Source organism: Rhizobium sp. RHZ02, assembly GCF_014851575.1.
GTDB classification, from domain to species: Bacteria; Pseudomonadota; Alphaproteobacteria; order Rhizobiales; family Rhizobiaceae; genus Rhizobium; species Rhizobium altiplani.
On sequence record NZ_JACUZX010000002.1, the window covers coordinates 209,738 to 228,936 of the forward strand.

Consider the following 19,199-nt stretch of genomic DNA (forward strand, 5'->3'; position numbering starts at 1 on the left):
CACGGCCCATTGGTCGTTCAAACCGGTGTCGATATTGGGGCGGATCTGAGGAATTATTAGGCTGTCTTTCAGCCCTTTGGGTGACGCCTTGCCTTAGCCCTGACCGGCACCTTTTGCATTGCGCGATCTTCGCCGCGAAGAGCGGCAGCGGCCGTTGTCACGAATGCAGCCGCAATCAGGATGGCGACCGCGGAATTCAAGATAATCTGCGTCATGGGACCGTTCCTTTCCAAGTCGGCGGGACGTAGCTTGCCGCTGTTCTTGAAAGAAATATGCGCCTCACTCGCACGGTCCGGTAGATTGAACTTTGGCGACCGACTGTCGGCGTGGCGTTGACAATCGGGCGCCGCGCTCTCCTAGAGGTGCGGATTGCGCGGTCGGTATTTTGACACCAGCCGCTGGTTCACCGCTGCCGCGCCCGGCATGTTGGCGCTGAGATAGATCGGTGCGTCGCCGCTCTTCGCCAGCTCCGAAGCAACCTCTGCGAAGATCGCGTTGAGGACCGTTGCACCGATCGCCGTGGAAACCGGCCCGACTTTTAGCTCCGTGCCCGGGAGCGCTATCACGGCATCGCCAGGGGGAAGACCGTTGTCCAGTACGATATCGGCGATGTCGGCCAGCCGCCGCCGGCCGTTTGCAATCGCACTCGAATAGGAGACCGACGTGATGGCGATCACCTTGGCGCCGATTTCGTGGCCATAATCGGCAGCTTCGATCGGCGCTGCATTCACGCCGGAGTTCGATGCGATGATGATGACGTCGCCGGGCTGCATCCCATAGCGCTCCAGTACCGGCCGCACCAATCCTTGCGTACGCTCGTAAACGGAACTGATTACGGCGCCTTCGTGCAGCATTGCGGAGCCGACGAGGACCGGGATCGTCAAGGCGAGGCCGCCTGCTCGATAGTGGAGCTCTTCCGCCAGCATATGCGAGTGCCCGGTGCCGAACACATAGACCCGCTTGTCGTTGTGGGCGGCTTCCAGGATCGCTCTGGCCGCCAAAGCCATGGGCTCGGCGAGTTCCGTCTTCAAGGCCTCGAGCCGGCCAATCAGATTGGAGAAATAAGCATCGGTGATCGCGGTCATCACATCCTCGCTTTCTAGGCGGCTTCACCGCTGATGAAGGTCCGTGTGACCTCCAGGGCGTCGGTGAGATGCACCAGGTCGGCCCGGGCGCCCGGTGACAGGTGGCCGCGGTCGTCAAGGCGCAGGAAGCGCGCCGGGTAGAGCGTCGCCATGCGAAGGGCCTCGGCGAGAGTCAGTTCCAGATAGGTAATCCCGTAGCGGATGGTGGACGCCATATCGACATCGGAGCCCGCGAGCGTGCCGTCCGAAAGAACCAGCTTCGAGCAGAACCCGCCCCTTTCGCGCCGAACCGTACGACCGTTCAACGTGAAAGAGTCTTGCTCCGATCCAACCAGCGACATCGCGTCGGTGACGAAAAAGAGCTTGCCCTCGCCCCGCTTGGCACGAAGCGCGGTTCGAAGCGCCTTCGGATCGACATGATGGCCGTCGGCGATGATGCCGCACCAGACCGAGGGGTGATCGATGGCCGCACCGACCAGACCGGGCGCCCGGTGGCCAAGCTGGCTCATGGCGTTGAAAAGATGGGTGACGCCACGTGCGCCGGCATCGAACCGTACCTCTGCCGCCTCGCTGGAGCAATCGGAATGACCGATGCTGACGGTGACGCCGGCTTCGCTGAGTTCGCGCACCTGTTTCGACGTGACCTGTTCGGCCGCCATCGTTACCAGCAGCGTGCCGATCGCCTCCTTGGCCACAATGAACGCCTTCACGTCCCTGTCTTCGACCGGGCGCATGAGCTCGGCAAGGTGTGCTCCCTTGCGGGCAGGCGCCAGATGCGGGCCCTCGAGGTGCAGACCCGCCACGCCGCGGTTCGACTTGACGGCTTCCTTGGCTGCCTCGATTGCTGCTGCTGTCGCGTCCGCGGTATCGGTGATCAGCGTCGGCAGCAATGCAGTCGTTCCGTAAGGGCGATGACCTTCAGCAATCATGTACATGGAGGCTGGCGACGGCTCGTCGTTGAGCATCCGGCCGCCACCGCCGTTCACTTGCGCATCGATGAAACCTGCGGAAAGCACGCCGCCTTCAAAGCGCGTGTGCTCACCGTCAGGAAGGTCGCCTGCCGCCGCAATCGCCTCGACACGGCCGTTCGAGACAATGAGCGCCTTGTCGTCGTGGAAGCGCTGACCGTCGAAGATCCGCGCGCCGGAGAAGATCTTGCGAACCATCACATCGTCTCCGTGACCTTGAGCAGGTTGGCCGGCTTGTCGGGGTCGAATCCTTTCCGACGGGTGACCGACTCGATCAGGCGGTAGTAGACGAGCAGCGAAACAAGGGGATCGAGCAATCCGCTGCCGGTCGTGGGCACCTGGACATTGATGCCGGAAACCGGCTTGGCCGAGAACGGCACGGTGGTGGCGCCCAGCTTTTGCAGTCGCTCCAGAGCCTGCACGTTATTGCCGAAGGCCGGATCATCCGGCGTGAAGGCGACGATCGGGAAGCCTGGCTGAACAAGGCGCATCGGACCATGCATCAGCTCGGCAAGGGAGAAGGCTTCTGCATGCAGGCCTGCCGTCTCCTTGGCTTTCAAGGCTGCCTCAAGGGCGATGGCGAAGGCAGGACCGCGACCAGCGGTGTAGAGTGAGCTGGCGTTGAATAGGACGTCCTCTGCGGCCTTCGTATCGATGCCGCTGGTTGCCTGGAGGGCATCGGGCAGCTTTTCCAGGGAGGCATGCAGATCGCGCTTGCCGCTGATGGCGGCCGTGACACCGGAAAGCGCGGCGACCGAGGCAATGAAGGACTTGGTCGCAGCTACGCTCTTTTCGGCGCCCGCATTGAGCCCGAGAACGATGTCGGCCTGCTTGGCAAGCGGACTATCGGTGACGTTGACGACAGCGATCGTCGTTGCGCCGCCGCGTTTTGCCGCATCCTGCAAGGCAACGATGTCGGGGCTCGCGCCGGATTGCGACACTGTGAAGTGGATGCCACCCTTCAGATGCAGCGATGCGCTGTAGACCGAGGCGATCGAAGGGCCAACCGATGCGACTGGCACGCCACAGGTGATCTCGAACAGGTATTTGAAGAAGGTCGCGGCGTGGTCCGAAGAGCCGCGCGCCGCGGTCGTCACGACGCTCGGAGCGCCCGATGCAAACAGCTTTGCAATTTCGTCGAGGACGGGCCTTTCTTTCTGCAGCAGCGTTGCGACGACCTCCGGCGACTGGCCGGCTTCCTGCAACATTAGCGACGGGCTTTCACTCATAGGTCATCTCCGATTCTCAATTCCGCAACAAAATCATATGCATCACCACGATAGTGGGAGCGGGTGTATTCAACGACACGCTGGTCCTCCAGACGCGACACACGTTCGATCAGCAGTGCGGGCGCGCCGGCATTCACGTTAAGCGCAGCGGCCGACGACGGATCGAGTGTGACCGCCGTCAATCTCTGCAGCGCTCGGACCGGGCGGTGGCCGTTCGCCGCGAGCGCTTCATAAAGAGATCCCTCGCCGCCACCGCCTTCGCCGAGAAACTTTATCGGCACGACAGCGCGTTCGATGGCAAGCGGCAGCCCGTCGGCAAGGCGCAGACGATCGAGGCGAAGAACCGGTTCATCAAGCCCAAGGCCAAGCAGGAACGCCTCTTCCGGAGATGGCGTGTTGACCGTCCGAGACAAGATCCTTGCGGCCGGAGCGCGGCCGCGCGAGCGCATGTCGGCAGAAAACGACGAGAGCCGCCACAGCGACTGTTCCATTCGCTCGACCTTGGCGGAAACGAAGGTGCCGCTTCCGTGCCGCGACTCGAGCGTGCCTGAATTCATCAGGTCGCGATAGGCGGTCCGAACGGTGACACGCCCGACCTTCAAGGCTTCGGCCAGATCGCGCTCGCCGGGGAGCGCCGTTCCGGGCTTCAGCAACCCTTCCTGGATCAAACCGGTCAGCGCCTGTGCCAGCCGCTTGTAAAGCGGCCCGGTCAACGCCTCGTCGCGCAGGCCACGGCTGTTCAGTTCCGCTATCAGACTGGTTCTATCCATCTCGCAATAATAGAACCTATTTAGAACCAATCGCAAGCAAGAAATGACGCGCAAAAAAAACCCCCGCAGGAAGCCTGCGAGGGTTGGCTCATTCGAGAACAAGGCGAGAGCGTTAGCTCTTCGAGAAAATGTAATCCGTTTCCTGACGCAACACTTCACCCGGGCGCAAAACGGCATCGGGGAAGCCCTCGTGGTTGATCGCATCCGGCCAGATCTGTGTTTCCAGGCAGAAGCCGGCGAAGGGACCATACTTGCGTCCATCGAGGCCTGGCACAGGCACGTCGAGTTTGAAGCCGGCGTAGAACTGTACGCCGGGCTCCGTGGTGCGAACTTCCAGCGAAACGCCTGAGTTCAGGCTGCGGGCAAGCGCGACGGAGCGCTTTGCGGTGCGTTCGGTGGAGAGGCAGAAATTGTGATCGTAGAGCGCCTGTTCACTACCGTCGAACCGCTTCATGGGCGACATCTCGCGGAAGTCGAAAACCGTTCCGGCGACGGGCCGTACCTCTCCGGTCGGGATCTGCAACTCATTCGTCACGAGGTAGCCGTCGGCTGCAATCATGATGTCGTGGCCGAGCGCATCGTCGCGGCCGTCGAGGTTGAAATAGGCATGCTGGCAGACGTTAGCGATCGTCGGTTGATCGCTCGTCGATTCGTAGGTCACGGAAAATTCGCCGTTGCCGTGTACCCGGTACGTCGCCTGGATGGTGCAGTTGCCCGGATAGCCGCCGCGACCGTCGGGATCGACGATCTTCAACACGACGCGGTCGGCATCATGCTCGACGATTGTCCAGTTCCGCTTGGCGATGTTGTCCTTGCCGCCGTGAAGATGGGTAACGCCCTTCTCGTTGAGATCGAGTTGATAGTTCTTGCCATCCAAGGTGAACTTGCCGCCGCCGATGCGGTTTGCGCAGCGCCCAGGCGTCGCTCCAAAATAAGAGGAGTGGGCGGGGTAGCTGTCAAAATCGTCGAAGCCAAGCAGCAGCGGCGCATCGTGACCGTCAAGGCGGAGATCCTGAATGACGGCGCCCCAGGTGATGATCTTGGCGGTCAGCCCGCCACCCTTGATCTCGACACGAAAGACAGTCTCGCCCGACTGGGTTTGCCCAAAAACTTCCCGTTTCAACATTTCCGCCATAGCGACCATCCAGATATATCTTTAATTGAGGCAGGGAACCTGCCCCCATTTGCCGCAAACCGCAACGGGTGTCGTAAAAAAGAAGCACGGTCAGACTAGGCGCGGCCGCTTAGCATCGGCTTCTGTCAGTTGCCCTTGCCGATGTCGTTGAGATCGTAAGGTGTCGTCTGGTAGATCTCGTTGATCCAGTTGCCGAACAACAGGTGCGCGTGGCTGCGCCAGCGATTTTGCGGCGCCAGCGACGGATCGTTGTGCGGGAAATAGTTGTGCGGCATCTTGATCGGCACGCCGGCATTCACGTCGCGGAAGTACTCGTCCGAGAGCGACGTTGAATCGTACTCCACATGATTGAACATATAGAGCCGCTTGCCCTTGCGTTCATGCACCAGGCAGACGCCCATTTCGCTGGATTCCATCAGGATCTCCAGGTCTGGTGACTTTTCGATATCGCTGCGGCGAACCTCGGTCCAGCGCGACACGGGCACTTCGAAATTGTCGGAGAAACCGTTCAGGTAGACCGACGACGGCTTCAGATTCCGGTGTCGGTAGACACCGAAGGCCTTCTCCTTGAGTTCGTACTTCGGAACGCCGTGGAAATGATAGATCGCGGCCATCGCGCCCCAGCAGACGTTCATCGACGAATGGACGTTGGTTTCCGTCCAGTCGAAAATCTGCTGCATTTCACCCCAATAGTTCACGTCCTCGTAGGGCAGTGTCTCGATCGGCGCGCCTGTTGTGATGAAGCCGTCGAACTTGCGGTCCTTCACTTCCTCCCACGTCTGGTAGAAGGCGAGAAGATGGTCTTCCGAGGTGTTCTTTGCTTTATGGTTGCCCACGCGGATGAGCGAAAGCTCCACCTGCAGCGGCGAAGCGCCGACCAGGCGGGCCATTTGCAATTCCGTCTTGATCTTGTTGGGCATGAGGTTGAGAAGCCCGATCTGCAGCGGCCGGATGTCCTGACGGATTGCCGCCGTCTCGGTCATCACGCGTACGCCTTCCTGAACCAGGGTTTCAAACGCAGGCAAGGTATCGGGGATCTTGATGGGCATTGCGGTCACTCGATCACAGAAACGAATATATCGCTATCGGTCCGCACGCGGCCCTTTAGCAACTTCTTTAACGTGGCTGCAAGCCGGCCGGCCAAATCACCACGGAGTGCCTTAAATAGCGCCAGTCGGGCTCCGAATCAATTGCTCATACGAAGAGTGGGGTCGATGCGAAGTCACTCACACGTTAAAGGTTGCTAGAATCTGTTGGTGGACACAGCGAATCACCACGTTTATTGAAGTAGAATGACGACTAGGGACGCGTAATGGCAGATGACCTCAAAGGCAGGCCAAGCATTCAAGGGCAGGACAGAGTAGGATACGACCTGAGCCTGGGCTATCGCTTGAGGGTCATGTTCTCGGCTTTCTGGCATTCGCCCGTGCGGGGAAGGGTCTTGGTGATCGCTACTGCGCTGATCGCCATCATTCTTGCGACCGCCTATGCCACCGTCATTCTCAACCAGTGGAACGCGCCATTTTACGACAGCATCGCGCGGCGTGATCTGCCCGGCTTCTTCCATCAGTTGAAGGTCTTCGCGTTGATCGCCGGCATGCTGCTGCTGCTCAACGTCGTGCAGGCCTGGCTCAATCAGATGACCGCGGTCTACATGCGCGAAGGCCTGACGCGTGATCTTGTCAACCAGTGGCTTCAGCGCAAGCGTGCGCTTCGGCTTTCGGCCAGCGGCCTCATCGGCGTCAATCCCGATCAGCGCTTGCACGAAGACGCCCGCAACCTCGCGGAAAGCACCACGAGCCTGATGATCGGGCTGGTGCAGGCGACGATCCTGCTGATCAGTTTCATCGGCGTTCTGTGGGATCTCTCAAGCGGCTTTATCTTCCGTTTCGGCACGCATTCCTTTTCCATTCCGGGCTATATGGTTTGGGCTGCGATCTTTTATGCGGCGTCCGCATCGATTCTCAGCCAACTGGTGGGCCGCAAGCTTGTAAAGCTCAATGCGGATCGTTTCTCGAAGGAAGCAGAGCTTCGCTTCGCGCTGATGCATGCCAACGAGAACATGCCGGCGATTACCGTGGCACGCGGCGAGGAGAATGAGCAGAAACGTATCGACACCGACATCAGTGCGGTGCTTGCCGTCATCAAGCGGGTGGCGATGGCCAACGTCAACCTCACCTGGGTATCGGCCGGCTACGGTTGGCTCGTCGTTGTCATCCCGATCATTGTTGCCGCACCCGCCTACTTCTCCGGCGGCCTGACGTTTGGCCAGCTGATGGTGTCCGTGGGCGCCTTCAACCAGGTCAACACGGCCCTTCGCTGGTATGTCGCGAATTTCGGTCCCATCGCCGAATGGCGCGCCACCCTGATGCGCGTCACCGATTTCCGGCAGGCGCTCACCAGCATGAATGACGAGATCAATATGAAGGGAACGATCAAGTACGAACGGAACCCTTCCGGAAACCTGACGCTGGAGCATGTCCGGATCGCCGCCAAGATCGGTGAGGACATCGACCAGTGCGGTGGTTTCCGCATGCACGAAGGCGCGGTGACGATCAAGGCCGGCGAAAAGGTCATGATCAACGGCGACCACAACGTGAATCGCAAATTGCTCTTCCTTGCGCTTTCCGAGCTTTGGCCGTGCGGCGGCGGCAAGATCGGCTTGCCGCCCACGGACGACATGCTTTTCGTCCCGCAATCGGCCTACATTCCGGGTGGTACCCTTCGCGAAGCATTGGCGTTTCCGGAACCCGTGGACGCCTATCAGAATGCCGATGTCGTTACGGCGCTGGAAAAGGCAGGTCTCCAAAATCTGGTTTCCCGGCTTGATACCCGAGCCCGCTGGGACAAGCTGCTTGACTCAGACGAGCAGCGGGCGATCGGTTTCGCTCGCCTGCTTCTCGTGCGGCCGAAATGGATTGTATTCGACGAAGTGCTGGAGGGCATGGAGCCGGAATGGCAATCGACGATGATGCAGGTCCTCGCTTCCATGCCTGAGGCAACGATGATCTACATCGGTCGGTCAGACACATACGTCGAGACTTTCAAGCCACGCGTTCTGCATCTTGAAGCGCTGCACGCGAAGCCTGAGATGAAGGTCGTGGCAAAGGCGCCGAACGCGCCGGCACCAGCACTCTGATCACTTACATCGGCGGTACGGCGCCGTTTGTGCCGACCGTGACATTCGCCGAGGACACAGTGCCGTCCGCAGCTTTTTCACCCATTACGATCACGCGCGCTCCTGCGACAAGATCCTTCTTTCCCGCAGGCGCGATGGTAACGATGGGTGTATCGTCGGCAATGGATATCGTCTTTTCCTTGCCCTGATAGGTGAGCGTGATGGTGTGGCCGTCGACTGCCTTGACGGCCTTAGCCACGGTTGCGTTGGTCATCGTGCTGTTCGGCTTCAGGTCCCAGGGGCGACTGCCTTCTCCGGTGCCTTTCATGGCTGCTGGAAAGATCAGCACTTCGAGAGCACCATCGCCGCCATCGGCTTTCGGCAACGAGGCGACGCCAACGAAATCCCCTGGCTTGATGTCTTCCACGGAAGCCTTCCTGATGCCGCGGACCTTCCAATCCGGCTTCAATTTTACCGTCTGCTCGGTGCCCTCTCGCGTTTTCACCACCAGCGTGTTGCCGTTCAGGCTTTCGATCGCACCGCGCACGCGTTGCGCCTCCTGGGCAAGCGCGCCGTGTGACGCCATAGTGAGGAAACCCGCGGCCCAGACGAGCCCGGTCAATGCGTTGAGATTGTGTGGCATGATCTGCATCCTTGCCGTCGTACGAACTGCGGCTACGGGGCGCAGCTTAGTCCCGCCGGTCGAAGGCTGACGAATCAATGAAAAGTGAAGCCAGATTGCCCAGCAACAGATGGGGCGGAATGGGAGGGTGTGCTGTCTCAGCCCTCCAACTCCTCCCGCAGCATCTCAAGCTCCAGCCATTCCTCCTCCATCTTCGTCAGGCTGTCGCGGAATTTCTCCATCTCGGCCGCTAGGCGATTGAACGTGGTGGGGTCTTTGCTGAACAGGCTGGGATCTGCCATCCGCTCTTCGCGCTTGGCGATTTCGGCTTCCGCCTTGGCCATTTCCTTCGGAAGATTTTCGAGCGCGAACTTCTGCTTGTAGGAAAGCTTGCCTTTTCCTTTTGCCGTTTCGGCGGAAGCGGCTGCCTCCTGCGGCTTCGCTCGTTCCGCCGCCTTCTCGGCCTTCCGTCGCTCGTCGATAGCGCCCTTTCGTTGTGCCAGCATGTCCGAATAGCCGCCGGCATACTCGATCCAGCGACCGTCAGGTGCATCCGGCACAGCCGGCGCGATTGTCGACGTCACCGTGCGGTCGAGGAAATCGCGGTCGTGGCTGACGAGAATCACGGTGCCGGGGAAGCCGGCGACGATTTCCTGCAGCAGATCCAGCGTCTCGATATCAAGGTCGTTGGTCGGCTCGTCGAGGATCAACAGATTCGCCGGGCGCGACATGATGCGGGCCAGCATCAGCCGTGCGCGCTCGCCGCCTGAAAGGTTCCTGATCGGCGTGCGTGCCTGCTCGGGCTGGAACAGGAACTCCTTCATATAGCCGGTCACGTGCCGCTGCTCGCCGTTGACGAGGAGGTTCTCGCCGCGGCCATCGGTCAGGTAATGGGCGAGCGTCTCTTCCGGATTGAGGTCTTCGCGCTTCTGATCCAGCGTCGCGATTTCCAGATTGGTCCCGAGCTTGACCGTGCCGCTGTCCGGCAAGAGCTGCCCGGTCAGCATCTTCAACAGCGTGGTTTTGCCGGCGCCGTTCGGGCCGACGAGACCGATGCAATCACCGCGATGCACGCGGATGGAAAAGGGAGCGACGATCGGCCGGTCGCCGAAGGTCTTCGTGATCTTCTCGGCCTCGATGACGAGCTTGCCGGACTCCTGCGCATCGGAAACCGTTGCCTGCACGGTGCCCTGCGGACCTTTGTGGCCGCGATACTGAGTACGCATGGTCTGCAGTTCGCCAAGCCGGCGCATGTTGCGCTTGCGCCGGGCCGTGACGCCGTAGCGCAGCCAATGCTCTTCGCGCTCGATCGCCTTGCCGAGCTTGTGCTGCTCGAGCTCTTCCGCCTCCAGAACCTGGTCACGCCAGGCTTCGAAATGGGCAAAACCCCTGTCGAGCCGCCGCGATGCGCCGCGGTCGAGCCAGACTGTTGCCGTTGAAACCTTCTCCAGGAAACGGCGGTCGTGGGAGATCAGGACGAGCGCACTGCGGCTCTTCTGCAGTTCGCCTTCCAGCCATTCGATGGTCGGCAGGTCGAGATGGTTGGTCGGCTCATCGAGCAGCAGGATGTCGGGTTCTGGCGCGAGTACGCGGGCGAGGGCAGCGCGGCGGGCTTCTCCGCCCGAGAGGTTTTGTGGATCTTCCTCACCGGTGAGGCCGAGATGCGAGAGGAGATAGGTGACGCGATAATGATCGTCACCCGGGCCGAGGCCGGCTTCGGCATAGGCCTGCACCGTCTTGAATCCGGTGAAATCGGGAGCCTGTTCGAGATAACGCACGGTCGAGGAGGGGTGGCGGAAGACCTCTCCCGACTGTGCTTCGACGAGACCGGCAGCAATCTTCAGCAACGTCGACTTCCCGGAGCCGTTGCGGCCGACGAGACAGATCTTGTCTCCGGGCTCCACCTGCAGGGCGGCGCCGGCAAGCAATGGCGTGCCGCCGAAGCTGAGAAAGACGTCGTCGAGTTTCAGAATGGGAGGCGCCAAAGATCAGACTCCGGAAAGATCATAGGGGCGGGCGAGCACAATGGCGCGGCCGCTCTCGAGCGAAAAGCGCACTTTGCCTTTCGCGACATTGGAAATGGTGCGTGACGAGCCGAAGGGCAAATGGAAGTCGGCAAGCGGGTAGCGCGCGTTTTCGATTGTCAGGCCGCGAAGTTCGCTGAAGCCAGGCACCGAAAAGAGACTGCCTGGTGGCAGGTCCAGTTCGATTGCGCCTGAAATCAGCGGCACAGCCTCTTCGCTGCCAGACGTGAGCAGTACGTCATAACCCTGCTCCGCCAGGCTGACGGCATAGAGCAGGTGCTGGATGGCATGATCGGAACGTTCGCCTGCAAGGGCGCCGGCCAAGACGAGGCGTTTCGCGCCGCGGGCGACCGCTTCCGCAACCGCAATCTCGCCGTCGGTTGAGGCCTTGGCAGCGGGATAAGGTTGCCTGGGGACGTCAGGAAAAGCGGCTTCGAGATCCGCCGGCGTGGAATCGAAATCGCCGACCCACAATTCCGGAACGACGCCGAGCGCTGCCGCATGACGCATGCCACCATCGGCGGCTATGAAACGGCTGCCCGACATGGCATGTCGCAGGCGGTCGGTTATCTGCAACTCGCCGCCAAGCAGAATGGTGAAGGTGGATTGGCTCATGGGCACTGCCCATAGCGCAAACCAGGGGGGAAGGGAAAGGGCCGCCGCTCAGGCTTCGTCAGCGATATCCTTGACGCGAGCCTCAAAAACACTTTCGAAGCCGGAAATGAACTTCTCGAATAGCTCTCCGAACGCCTCGATCTCTTCCGGCTTCCAGTCTTTGACCACTTCGGAAACGAATGCGAGCTTCTGCGCGCGTATTTCCGACAGCAACCTCTGCCCGAGCGGCGTCATCACGACGATGATCCGCCGCGCATCCGCCTGAGATGCCTTTCGCCGCAGAATATTCCGCCCCACCATTTCCGCGACGATGCGGCTTGCGCGCGAGGGGTCGATCCGCATCATCTCGGCAATCGTCCCAACCGTTACGTCGCCAGCCTCTTGTGCACGCCGCACAGCGTCCAGCACGTCGAGGTGTGACAGCTCGAGGCCCGGTGCGACACTTTGGATCGCGAGCCGACCGATCAGTCTCCGCCCGGTCATGAGACGCATACGGGTCATGCTTTGCCCAATGCGCAGGATGTCCGGCTCATGCGTCTCGGCGTCAGTCTCGGTCGGATTCGTCAAGCTCTCGTTCATTGCGGTAACATAGCATCTCAGGCGTCAATTGAGAATATGCCAATGTCAATCAAGTGACGTTGACAAATATATGCTAACAGCACATAAATGGCCACTCTCCAATTTGGAACGACGCTTCATGGATACTCAAATTGCCGCAGCGCCGCTTGTGACGGATCACCGCCGGCGGTTCATCCTCTTCCTTTTCCTGATGGCAGCCATGTTCATGGCGACACTCGACAACCAGATCGTCGCAACGGCTTTGCCGACGATCGTCGGCGAGTTCGGCCACCTCGAGCGGTTCAGCTGGGTCGGCTCCGCCTATCTTCTCGCCGTGAGCGCGGTGATGCCGCTTTACGGCAAGCTCGGTGACCTCTTCGGCCGCAAGTATGTGATGATGGCCGCGATCATGATCTTCACGGTCGGTTCCGCCGTTTGCGGACTGGCGGTATCCATGAACACGCTGATTGCGGCCCGCGTGCTGCAGGGGCTTGGCGGCGGCGGCATCATGGTGTCGATCTTCGCCGTCAACGCCGACCTCTTCGAACCGCGCGAACGGGCGCGTTACCAGAGCTATTCCAGCCTCGTTCTGATGGCGTCGGGCGCTATCGGACCCGTCCTTGGCGGGGCAATGAGCGATCTCTTCGGCTGGCGCTCGATCTTCCTCGTCAATGTTCCGATCGGTTTCGTCGTCCTTGTCGGTCTGGCCTTGATGCTGCCCTACCGGAAGCCCAACCGCCGTCCGAAGATCGATTACGCCGGCGCCCTGCTGCTCGCCTTGACGACGGCTAGCATCGTTCTTGCCGCCGATGGCTCTCAGGTTTTCGGCTCGCTTGTTGCTCCTCAAAGCCTGGCGATCATGGCGCTCGGTGTAGCGGCGGCCATCGGTTGGATCTTCGTCGAGCGACGCGCCGCCGAGCCGATCGTTCCCCTGTCACTGTTTCGCAATTCGACATTCAGCCTGTTGCTCATCATGTCGATCATGAGCGGCGCGATCGGCATCGGCATGGTCAATTATTTCGCGTTGTTCCTGCAGACGACGACCGGCCTCTCGCCATCGGCGGCCGGAGCGTTCTTCATTCTTCTGACCGGCGGCATCGTCTGCGGGTCGCTGTCGGCCGGTCGCATCATCTCCATCACCGGGCGCTACAAGCCCTTCGCGATCGCAAGCCTGACCTGCAGTGCCATCGCGTTTGCGCTGCTCACTCAGGTTCATGTCGGAACACCGGTCATGGTGATCGGGGCGGTGATGGCTCTCCACGGCTTCGGCGTCGGCCTTGCACAGCAGGTCCCGGTCATCGGCGTCCAGAATGCCGCTCCGGCGCGCGACGTCGGCGCCGCAACGGGATCGGTGACGCTGTCGCGCATGGGCGGCGCATCGATCGCCATCTCCATTTATGGCGCGATCATCGGCTCGCAGCTCGGCAAGACCGGACTCTCAATTCCCGGCGTGACCGATATCGAGCAACTGACGCCAAGGATGCTGGCGGCGTTGCCGGAACAGGCGCGTCAAGCCGTCGCCGACGCCTATGCCAGCGCGTTCACGCCGCTTTTCATGGCATCCTGCGCGATCGCTCTCATCGGCCTTTGTGCCGCCTTGATGCTGAAACCGACGCAGTTGCCCCGCGTGGTAGAGGTGCGGCCGGCGGCAAGGGCCGAAGCCGCCGAGTAAATGCCGATGGCGGCCTAAGGCCGCCTCTTGCAAGACGCCAAGCGTGGCGATACATCTCAAGCGCTCTAACGGGGTGCCCGTGCCATAAGGCGCGCGGCTGAGAGGCTGAAAGCCAACCCGCGGAACCTGATCCGGCTAACACCGGCGGAGGGATTAGACGCGTGACATCTGGCACCGCCCTTTTCCCCTTCAAGCAAACCAGAGGAGAGGTGCCATGTTCAAATTCAAATTCCCGAGCCGTTCGTTGCTTGCCACGATCTTCATCGCGACTACCGGCCTGGCCGGCGCCGGTGCACAGGCGGCAGGCAAGACGCTTACCGTCTACACCTATGAAAGCTTCACATCCGAATGGGGTCCGGGGCCGAAGGTCAAGGAAGCGTTCGAGAAGACCTGCGGCTGCAACGTCAGTTTCGTCAGCGTGGCGGATGGTGTGGCACTGCTGTCGCGTCTTAAGCTCGAAGGCGCCGGCACGAAGGCAGATGTCGTGCTTGGCCTGGACACCAACCTGACCACGGAAGCGAAGGCGACCGGCCTGTTCGATGCGAGCGGCATCGATGTCGGCGGGCTCAAGGTGCCGGGCGGCTACAAGGACGATGTATTCGTGCCGTACGACTATGGCCACTTCGCTGTCATCTACGACACGCAGACGATCAAGAACCCTCCGCAAAGCATGAAGGATCTGGTCGAAGGTGACCCTTCGCAGAAGATCGTCATCGAGGACCCACGCACCTCGACGCCCGGGCTCGGTCTCCTGTTATGGGTAAAATCCGTCTACGGCGACAAGGCGCCGGAGGCCTGGGCAAAACTCAAGAAGCGGGTGTTGACGGTAACGCCCGGTTGGTCAGAGGCCTATGGGCTGTTCACCAAGGGGGAAGCACCGATGGTGCTTTCCTACACGACGTCGCCTGCCTATCACATGGTCGCGGAGAATACGGACCGCTACCAGGCGGCTGCATTTTCAGAGGGCCATTACATACAGATCGAAGTGGCCGGACTGCTGAAGAATGCGCCTGACAAGGAACTTGCGCGCGATTTCCTGAAATTCATGGTGACCCCGGGCTTCCAGGACACCATTCCGACCAACAACTGGATGATGCCGGTTTCCGCGACATCGCAACCACTGCCGGATGCGTTCGGCAAGCTCGTGAATCCGTCAAAGACCTTTCTGATGAGCTCGGACGAAGTTGCCGAGAATCGCAAAGCCTGGATCGACGAGTGGCTGGCTGCCATGAGCATGAACTGATGCTTTTGACCAAGGCCGAGATGCGACGGGCGATGCTCGGCGGGGCCGCGAGCCTCGCCGGCATTATCGCTTTCGTCGGCCTTGCGGTCCTTGCTTTGCTTCTCTCGAGCGGCGGTTCGTCGATTCTTGCGACCGTGTTTGAACCGTACATCCTGCGGATATTGTGTTTCACGCTGTTGCAGGCCGTGCTCTCCACCGCGCTCTCCATCGTTTTTGCCATTCCGGTCGCGCAAGCCCTGGCGCGTCAACGGCATTTCCCCGGCCGTATCTGGATTATCAGGCTGATGGCCGTGCCGATGGGGCTTCCTGTTCTGATTGGGGCGCTCGGATTGATTGGTATCTGGGGGCGGCAGGGCATCATGAACTCGGCGCTGCTTGAGTTCGGCCTGGCGGAACCGGTCAGCATATACGGGCTCTCGGGGATCCTGCTGGCACATGTCTTCTTCAACATGCCACTGGCGGCCCGCCTGATGCTGGCCGCACTGGACCGTGTGCCATCGGAATATTGGCTGATGGCGAGTGGCTTGGGCATGCGCTCCGGCTCGACTTTTCGCTTCATCGAATGGCCGGTCCTGCGCTCGGTCGTCCCCGGTATCGCCGGCCTGATTTTCATGCTGTGCGCCACGAGCTTCACGCTTGTGCTGATGTTGGGTGGTGGCCCTGCGGCAACGACGGTCGAGGTTGCCATCTATCAGTCCCTGCGCTTCGATTTCGACCCTGGCCGGGCCGTTACGCTTTCCCTGCTTCAGATCGTACTTACATCAATGATCCTCGGGGCGCTGTCGCTTCTTCCCGCTCCGGAGGATGAGGGCATGACAGTTGGCAAGCCTGTCAGGCGTCCGGATGGGCGACTGCCGGGCGCGCGGCTTGTGGATGGTGGCGTCCTGCTGCTTGCCACGCTGTTTCTAGCGCTCCCTTTAATGTCCGTGGTCCTGGCCGGCCTGCGGTCCGATCTGATGAAGCTCTTGCGCGAGCCCATCTTCTGGCAATCGGCTGCGACCAGTCTGGTTATTTCGATTTCGGCGGCTGCTCTCGCTTTGCTGATTTCGATGACATTGGTGAGCGCGCGCCGCGCGGCGCTTCTCCAGGGTTCAGGTGCCTTCGGCAGGAGGTTTCTTTTTGCCGCCTTGGGCGGCGCGTCGTCGCTGGTGTTGCTCGTGCCGCCAATCGTCCTTGCGACTGGCTGGTTCCTTGCCTTGAGAAATCTCGGTAACGTGAGCGCCGTCGCTCCGGTGCTGATTGTCGCCATCAACGCGTTGATGTCGCTGCCCTTTGTGATGCGCGTCCTTGAACCGGCTTTCATCGTCCACAAGCATCGGACGCAGAAGCTTGCGGCGAGCCTCGGTGTCACAGGTTGGGCACGGCTGCGCCTCATCGACACGCCGGCACTGTTCAAGCCGATGCTTACGGCATTTTCGTTCGCGATGGCGCTGTCGCTCGGCGATCTGGGCGCGGTTGCGCTGTTCGGTTCGGACAGCTTCGTCACCCTGCCATGGCTCGTCTATAGCCGCATGGGCAGCTATCGGACGAACGATGCCGATGGGCTGGCGTTGATCCTTGGTGTCGTCTGCCTGTTGCTCACGATCGCCGGTACGATGGGCCCAGCGCGCCTAGAGGTTGCCGTCCATGGTTGATCCTGAGTTCGCGATCGAGATGCAGCAGGTCGGTCTTCAGCTCGGCAATCAGAATTTTCAGTTTGATTGCCGGCTTCCCACCGGTGCCGTGATTGCCGTGACGGGGACGTCCGGGGCCGGCAAGTCAACCTTCCTCAATCTGCTTGCCGGCTTCGACACGGCTCTCAAGGGGCGGATCCTGATCGCCGGAAAAGATGTGACCGAGGTTTACCCGGCGCAGCGGCCGGTCTCCCTGGTCTTCCAGGACAACAATCTGTTCGCGCACCTCGATATCTTTACCAACATCGGCCTTGGCATTAGCCCGTCGTTGAAACTCACGACCGCAGATTGCCGAACCATCTCGTCTTCGCTTGAAAAGGTGGGGCTCGCCGGTTTCGAGCGGCGGATGCCAGGGACGCTCTCCGGCGGGGAACGGCAGCGGGTAGCCTTTGCACGCGCGCTTGTTCGCAACCGGCCGGTGCTGCTGCTGGACGAGCCCTTCGCGGCCCTCGACCCCGGTCTGCGAAACGGAATGGCGGCGCTGCTGCTCGACATGCATCGTGAAACCGGCAATACCGTCGTCGTCGTCTCGCACGATCCGGACGAGGTCAAACGCATCGCAGACTTCGGTCTTTTCCTTGAAGACGGCAGGATTGTCGTGGCGGCTCCAATTGACGAATTTCTGGGCCGATCGGACCATCCAGGATTGACGCAATTTCTCCGCAGTTGACGAATCTGGCAGTCGCAACGGCACTTTCGCCATAATTTGAGGCGACCGAGGAAACTCAAAGCACGTTAGGCTTGCTAAAATACAACGGCGCCACATTTACTTAGAGTCTCGCTATGCAACCGATGCGGAAATCAGTTACAGCAAAGACTTGTGTCCCCGATTGTGCAGTGCAAGAGCGGGGACGGACGCCTGTTGAATCACGATGAGACCGGCCGGGTCGCGGAAGCGGACCGGTTGACACGCAAGATGACTTGGAGAGCCAGACTGGACAGTATGCCGACGTGGAAATTCCCCGCGCCTTCCAGTGATGTGCTCTCGTCTGCGTGCCGTCTGGTGCGACGAGCCTCGGTCGTCTGTGCGACGAGCATGGCGCTGTACGGTTGTCAGTCCATTCTCGAGCAGTCCTATCAGCCAAGCGTTGCGCCGTCCTCCAATCCGCAGATCGTCGATGAAGTCCAGAAGAACGATCCGCGCGCGGCCATGGGTGCGCGCGAACATCCGCGCATCGTTGCGAGCTATGGAGGCGAGTACAAGGACGCAAAGACCGAGCGCCTGGTCGCCCGGATCACGGGCGCGCTGACAGCCGTCTCCGAGAACCCGAGCCAGTCCTATCGCATCACCATCCTGAACTCCCCGGCTATCAACGCATTCGCTCTGCCGGGCGGTTATCTCTATGTGACACGCGGTCTGCTGGCGCTCGCCAACGATGCATCCGAGGTCGCTGCCGTTCTCTCGCATGAGATGGGCCACGTTACGGCAAACCACGGCATCGAACGGCAGAAGCGCGAGGAGGCGGAAGTCATCGCCAGCCGCGTCGTTGCCGAGGTGCTGTCGAGCGATATTGCCGGCAAGCAGGCTCTGGCGCGCGGCAAGCTCCGATTGGCTGCTTTCTCGCGGCAGCAGGAATTGCAGGCCGACGTGATCGGCGTCCGTATGCTTGGTGAAGCAGGCTATGATCCCTATGCCGCTGCGCGGTTCCTGGACTCCATGGCCGCCTATAGTCGTTTCATGTCGGTCGATCCTGAGGCGGATCAGAGCCTCGACTTCCTCTCCAGCCACCCGAACTCTGCGCAGCGCATCGAACTCGCGCGCGATCATGCACGTGCCTTCGGCCAGGAAGGCAAAGTTGGCGATACGGGCAGGGACTATTATCTCGATGGGATCGATGGCCTGCTCTACGGCGACAGCCCGGAGGAAGGCTATGTCCGCGGCCAGACCTTCCTGCATGGCGGGCTTGGCATTCGCTTCGACGTACCTCCCGATTTCAAGATCGACAACAAGGTCGAGGCGGTTATGGCGACCGGTCCGGGCGACATCGCAATCCGCTTCGATGGTGTTGCCGATAACCAGAACCAAAGCCTGACCAACTATATCTCGAGCGGCTGGGTTACCGGTCTCGATCCGTCGACCATTCAGCAGATCACGGTCAACGGTATGGAGGCCGCAACGGCACGCGCGAGTGCAGATCGTTGGGATTTCGACGTCACGGTGATCCGCAACAATGCGCAGATTTTCCGGTTCCTGACGGCCGTCCCGAAGGGAAGCCCGGTCTTGCAGCAGACGGCCGACGTCTTGCGGGCAAGCTTCCGCCGCATGACCCCGGATGAAACGGCTTCCCTGAAGCCTCTGCGGGTCCGGGTCGTCAAGGTACGGCCGGGCGAGAACATCACGACGCTTGCTTCGCGGATGATGGGCACGGATCGAAAGCTCGATCTTTTCAAGCTTATCAATGCCCTGCCGACCGGCGCCGCTGTCTCTCCCGGCGACCGCGTCAAGATTATTGCAGAATAAAAAGAGGCCCGGTTTTCACCGGGCCA

The 19,199-nt window shown here is 60.8% G+C and carries 17 protein-coding genes and 2 riboswitches; of the genes, 6 read left to right on the forward strand and 11 right to left on the reverse strand.

The features are described from left to right. Window positions 1-68: 68 nt before the first annotated feature. The 7 genes from IB244_RS03850 to metA all read right to left on the reverse strand — a co-directional run bounded on the left by IB244_RS03850 (window position 69) and on the right by metA (window position 6,236). Window positions 69-215: a hypothetical protein gene (locus IB244_RS03850; protein ID WP_018855903.1), complete on the reverse strand. Its 147-nt coding sequence runs from the start codon at window positions 213-215 to the stop codon at window positions 69-71. Between the two features lie 141 nt (window positions 216-356). Then, window positions 357-1,085, reverse strand: a complete 729-nt coding sequence (locus IB244_RS03855) for an SIS domain-containing protein (protein ID WP_018855902.1) — start codon at window positions 1,083-1,085, stop codon at window positions 357-359. A 14-nt stretch (window positions 1,086-1,099) separates the two neighbouring features. After that, the gene (gene nagA / locus IB244_RS03860) at window positions 1,100-2,251 is read right to left on the reverse strand and encodes an N-acetylglucosamine-6-phosphate deacetylase (protein ID WP_113469693.1); all 1,152 of its coding nucleotides are present in this window, start codon (window positions 2,249-2,251) and stop codon (window positions 1,100-1,102) included. Further along, entirely contained in the window at window positions 2,251-3,282 is a 1,032-nt protein-coding gene (locus tag IB244_RS03865) for an SIS domain-containing protein (RefSeq protein ID WP_026371608.1), read from the reverse strand. Before IB244_RS03865 ends, nagA begins: the two co-directional genes overlap by 1 nt. Then, window positions 3,279-4,052, reverse strand: a complete 774-nt coding sequence (locus IB244_RS03870) for a GntR family transcriptional regulator (RefSeq protein ID WP_018855899.1) — start codon at window positions 4,050-4,052, stop codon at window positions 3,279-3,281. The genes IB244_RS03865 and IB244_RS03870 overlap by 4 nt, the downstream gene beginning before the upstream one ends. A gap of 112 nt (window positions 4,053-4,164) precedes the next feature. Continuing rightward, window positions 4,165-5,187: an aldose epimerase family protein gene (locus IB244_RS03875; RefSeq protein ID WP_018855898.1), complete on the reverse strand. Its 1,023-nt coding sequence runs from the start codon at window positions 5,185-5,187 to the stop codon at window positions 4,165-4,167. A 125-nt stretch (window positions 5,188-5,312) separates the two neighbouring features. Further along, window positions 5,313-6,236: a homoserine O-succinyltransferase gene (gene metA / locus IB244_RS03880; protein WP_018855897.1), complete on the reverse strand. Its 924-nt coding sequence runs from the start codon at window positions 6,234-6,236 to the stop codon at window positions 5,313-5,315. Window positions 6,237-6,271: 35 nt separating this feature from the next. After that, window positions 6,272-6,349, reverse strand: a riboswitch (SAM riboswitch). Between the two features lie 150 nt (window positions 6,350-6,499). Here metA and IB244_RS03885 point away from each other — a divergent pair. After that, complete coding sequence (locus IB244_RS03885; RefSeq protein ID WP_026371607.1) at window positions 6,500-8,326, forward strand: ABC transporter ATP-binding protein/permease; 1,827 nt, start codon at window positions 6,500-6,502, stop codon at window positions 8,324-8,326. A gap of 4 nt (window positions 8,327-8,330) precedes the next feature. Here IB244_RS03885 and IB244_RS03890 read toward each other — a convergent pair whose 3' ends face one another. The 4 genes from IB244_RS03890 to IB244_RS03905 all read right to left on the reverse strand — a co-directional run bounded on the left by IB244_RS03890 (window position 8,331) and on the right by IB244_RS03905 (window position 12,145). Beyond that, window positions 8,331-8,891 (reverse strand): DUF5666 domain-containing protein, encoded by a 561-nt coding sequence (locus IB244_RS03890; RefSeq protein ID WP_245267918.1) that lies wholly within the window; start codon window positions 8,889-8,891, stop codon window positions 8,331-8,333. A 194-nt stretch (window positions 8,892-9,085) separates the two neighbouring features. Next, complete coding sequence (locus IB244_RS03895; RefSeq protein ID WP_018855894.1) at window positions 9,086-10,912, reverse strand: ABC-F family ATP-binding cassette domain-containing protein; 1,827 nt, start codon at window positions 10,910-10,912, stop codon at window positions 9,086-9,088. 3 nt (window positions 10,913-10,915) lie between these two features. After that, the gene (locus IB244_RS03900) at window positions 10,916-11,566 is read right to left on the reverse strand and encodes a thiamine diphosphokinase (RefSeq protein ID WP_113469696.1); all 651 of its coding nucleotides are present in this window, start codon (window positions 11,564-11,566) and stop codon (window positions 10,916-10,918) included. Between the two features lie 48 nt (window positions 11,567-11,614). Continuing rightward, window positions 11,615-12,145 (reverse strand): MarR family winged helix-turn-helix transcriptional regulator, encoded by a 531-nt coding sequence (locus IB244_RS03905; protein ID WP_018855892.1) that lies wholly within the window; start codon window positions 12,143-12,145, stop codon window positions 11,615-11,617. Window positions 12,146-12,263: 118 nt separating this feature from the next. On the opposite strand from IB244_RS03905, the gene IB244_RS03910 reads away from it, so the two are divergent. The 5 genes from IB244_RS03910 to IB244_RS03930 all read left to right on the forward strand — a co-directional run bounded on the left by IB244_RS03910 (window position 12,264) and on the right by IB244_RS03930 (window position 19,173). Then, the gene (locus IB244_RS03910) at window positions 12,264-13,796 is read left to right on the forward strand and encodes an MDR family MFS transporter (protein ID WP_113469698.1); all 1,533 of its coding nucleotides are present in this window, start codon (window positions 12,264-12,266) and stop codon (window positions 13,794-13,796) included. A 59-nt stretch (window positions 13,797-13,855) separates the two neighbouring features. After that, a riboswitch (TPP riboswitch) is annotated at window positions 13,856-13,966 on the forward strand. A gap of 44 nt (window positions 13,967-14,010) precedes the next feature. Beyond that, window positions 14,011-15,039 carry a thiamine ABC transporter substrate binding subunit gene (thiB, locus tag IB244_RS03915; protein ID WP_113469699.1) on the forward strand — a complete coding sequence of 343 codons (1,029 nt, stop codon included), beginning with the start codon at window positions 14,011-14,013 and terminating at the stop codon, window positions 15,037-15,039. Beyond that, window positions 15,039-16,673: a thiamine/thiamine pyrophosphate ABC transporter permease ThiP gene (gene thiP / locus IB244_RS03920; RefSeq protein ID WP_113469700.1), complete on the forward strand. Its 1,635-nt coding sequence runs from the start codon at window positions 15,039-15,041 to the stop codon at window positions 16,671-16,673. The genes thiB and thiP overlap by 1 nt, the downstream gene beginning before the upstream one ends. Next, on the forward strand, window positions 16,666-17,382 hold the full coding sequence (locus tag IB244_RS03925) for an ATP-binding cassette domain-containing protein (protein ID WP_113469701.1): 717 nt from the start codon (window positions 16,666-16,668) through the stop codon (window positions 17,380-17,382). Before thiP ends, IB244_RS03925 begins: the two co-directional genes overlap by 8 nt. 246 nt (window positions 17,383-17,628) lie before the next feature. Then, on the forward strand, window positions 17,629-19,173 hold the full coding sequence (locus tag IB244_RS03930) for a M48 family metalloprotease (RefSeq protein ID WP_026371606.1): 1,545 nt from the start codon (window positions 17,629-17,631) through the stop codon (window positions 19,171-19,173). Window positions 19,174-19,199 lie beyond the last annotated feature (26 nt).

Coding starts and splice junctions, on each gene's coding strand:
- IB244_RS03905 (WP_018855892.1), bottom strand. CDS start 12,145: ATGAACGAGAGCTTGACGAATCCGACCGAGACTGACGCCGAGACGCAT.
- nagA (WP_113469693.1), bottom strand. CDS start 2,251: ATGGTTCGCAAGATCTTCTCCGGCGCGCGGATCTTCGACGGTCAGCGC.
- IB244_RS03855 (WP_018855902.1), bottom strand. CDS start 1,085: ATGACCGCGATCACCGATGCTTATTTCTCCAATCTGATTGGCCGGCTC.
- metA (WP_018855897.1), bottom strand. CDS start 6,236: ATGCCCATCAAGATCCCCGATACCTTGCCTGCGTTTGAAACCCTGGTT.
- IB244_RS03890 (WP_245267918.1), bottom strand. CDS start 8,891: ATGGCGTCACACGGCGCGCTTGCCCAGGAGGCGCAACGCGTGCGCGGT.
- IB244_RS03900 (WP_113469696.1), bottom strand. CDS start 11,566: ATGAGCCAATCCACCTTCACCATTCTGCTTGGCGGCGAGTTGCAGATA.
- IB244_RS03925 (WP_113469701.1), top strand. CDS start 16,666: ATGGTTGATCCTGAGTTCGCGATCGAGATGCAGCAGGTCGGTCTTCAG.
- IB244_RS03850 (WP_018855903.1), bottom strand. CDS start 215: ATGACGCAGATTATCTTGAATTCCGCGGTCGCCATCCTGATTGCGGCT.
- IB244_RS03870 (WP_018855899.1), bottom strand. CDS start 4,052: ATGGATAGAACCAGTCTGATAGCGGAACTGAACAGCCGTGGCCTGCGC.
- IB244_RS03875 (WP_018855898.1), bottom strand. CDS start 5,187: ATGGCGGAAATGTTGAAACGGGAAGTTTTTGGGCAAACCCAGTCGGGC.
- IB244_RS03930 (WP_026371606.1), top strand. CDS start 17,629: ATGACTTGGAGAGCCAGACTGGACAGTATGCCGACGTGGAAATTCCCC.
- thiB (WP_113469699.1), top strand. CDS start 14,011: ATGTTCAAATTCAAATTCCCGAGCCGTTCGTTGCTTGCCACGATCTTC.
- IB244_RS03910 (WP_113469698.1), top strand. CDS start 12,264: ATGGATACTCAAATTGCCGCAGCGCCGCTTGTGACGGATCACCGCCGG.
- IB244_RS03885 (WP_026371607.1), top strand. CDS start 6,500: ATGGCAGATGACCTCAAAGGCAGGCCAAGCATTCAAGGGCAGGACAGA.
- thiP (WP_113469700.1), top strand. CDS start 15,039: ATGCTTTTGACCAAGGCCGAGATGCGACGGGCGATGCTCGGCGGGGCC.
- IB244_RS03865 (WP_026371608.1), bottom strand. CDS start 3,282: ATGAGTGAAAGCCCGTCGCTAATGTTGCAGGAAGCCGGCCAGTCGCCG.